Here is a 1,285-nt window from a genome sequence, read left to right on the forward strand (position 1 = left end):
GACACAGTCATTTCGAGGGTGATGTCGAGAAGTTCGTCGACGTCGACCTCGACTTCCACACCGAAGTCGTTCGACTGTCAGGAAACGCAGTTCTGCTCTCGCTTTTCACGTCGGTGCGTCCACTCCTTCGTGAATCCCTCGTCGAGATGATGGCCCACGAGGCCGGCGTCCCCGACACCTCACATGCCCATGATCAGTTGGTCGAGGCCCTTCAAGACGCCGACCCAGAAGCCGCGGTAGCGGCAACTCGAGCAAACATCGACACCGTCCTACGACGACTGCGTGTGCTCGACGCCTAAGAGAGGTTAGTTCTCGTGCAACACCCCACCGGCACAGTTCTGTCGACCGAACACGTGGATCTCGTCCGCGACGGCCGATACTTGTTGAAAGACATCAACATTTCGATCGAACCCGGACAACACTGGGTCCTCCTCGGCGCGAACGGCGCGGGCAAGAGCACGCTTCTGAGCCTGCTCGGAGCAACCGCCCACCCGACTCGCGGTTCCGTTTACGTCCTCGGCCACAAGTTGGGCCGCGTCGACATGAGGGAACTGCGGATGGACATCGGGCACGTGAACCCTCGTCACACGATCGGAATTCCGATCACCGTCCGCAACGTCGTGATCACCGGCCTCACCAACACAACCGAGGAGATGACCCGGAGGTCACCGACGCCGGAGCAAGAGGCTCACGCCGACGCACTGATCGATCTACTCGGAATGAGTCCGCGTTCGGACGCACTGTGGCCCAACTTGTCCCAAGGCGAACGGGGACGAGCCCTGATCGCCCGCGCACTCATGGTCGAACCGCGCCTGCTTCTGCTCGACGAACCGGCGACCGGGCTCGATCTTGCTGCACGCGAACAACTCTTGACGGCACTGGACGACCTCCGCAATCAGAACCCGTCACTTGCCAGCATCCTCGTGACGCACCACATCGAGGAGATCCCCAGCACCACCACACATGCTCTTCTGATCAAGGACGGCGTCGTGACCGCCAGCGGCCTCGCCGAGGACGTGATCACCACCCAGAACATCAGCGAGTGCTTCTCGCATCCCATCGAGATCGAGCGTCGTGGTGGTCGGTGGAATGCCCAGTCGCGGCCACGCGAAAGAGTTTGACCGACAGTAGTTTCAGAGACGCCTGGCGCCGGGTCCCTCCCGGCCCAGTTCGTCTCCAGGGTTGAGCAGGTTGCATGTTTTCAGTGACAGACACCCGCAGCCGATACAGCCCGTCAGAGCGTCCTGCATCCGGGAGAGGGCCGGCTGACGATCATCGAGTCGCC

2 protein-coding genes are annotated in these 1,285 nt (G+C 61.6%); both read left to right on the top strand.

The window, feature by feature from the left end:
* Nucleotides 1–299 (top strand): FadR/GntR family transcriptional regulator (locus AC0B9F_RS38150; protein ID WP_472010403.1); only part of this gene is annotated, 299 nt, incomplete at its 5' end.
* 15 nt (nucleotides 300–314) lie between these two features.
* Nucleotides 315–1,121 carry an ABC transporter ATP-binding protein gene (locus AC0B9F_RS38155; protein WP_472010405.1) on the top strand — a complete coding sequence of 269 codons (807 nt, stop codon included), beginning with the start codon at nucleotides 315–317 and terminating at the stop codon, nucleotides 1,119–1,121.
* Nucleotides 1,122–1,285 lie beyond the last annotated feature (164 nt).

This window comes from Streptomyces sp. NPDC097129, assembly GCF_055668065.1.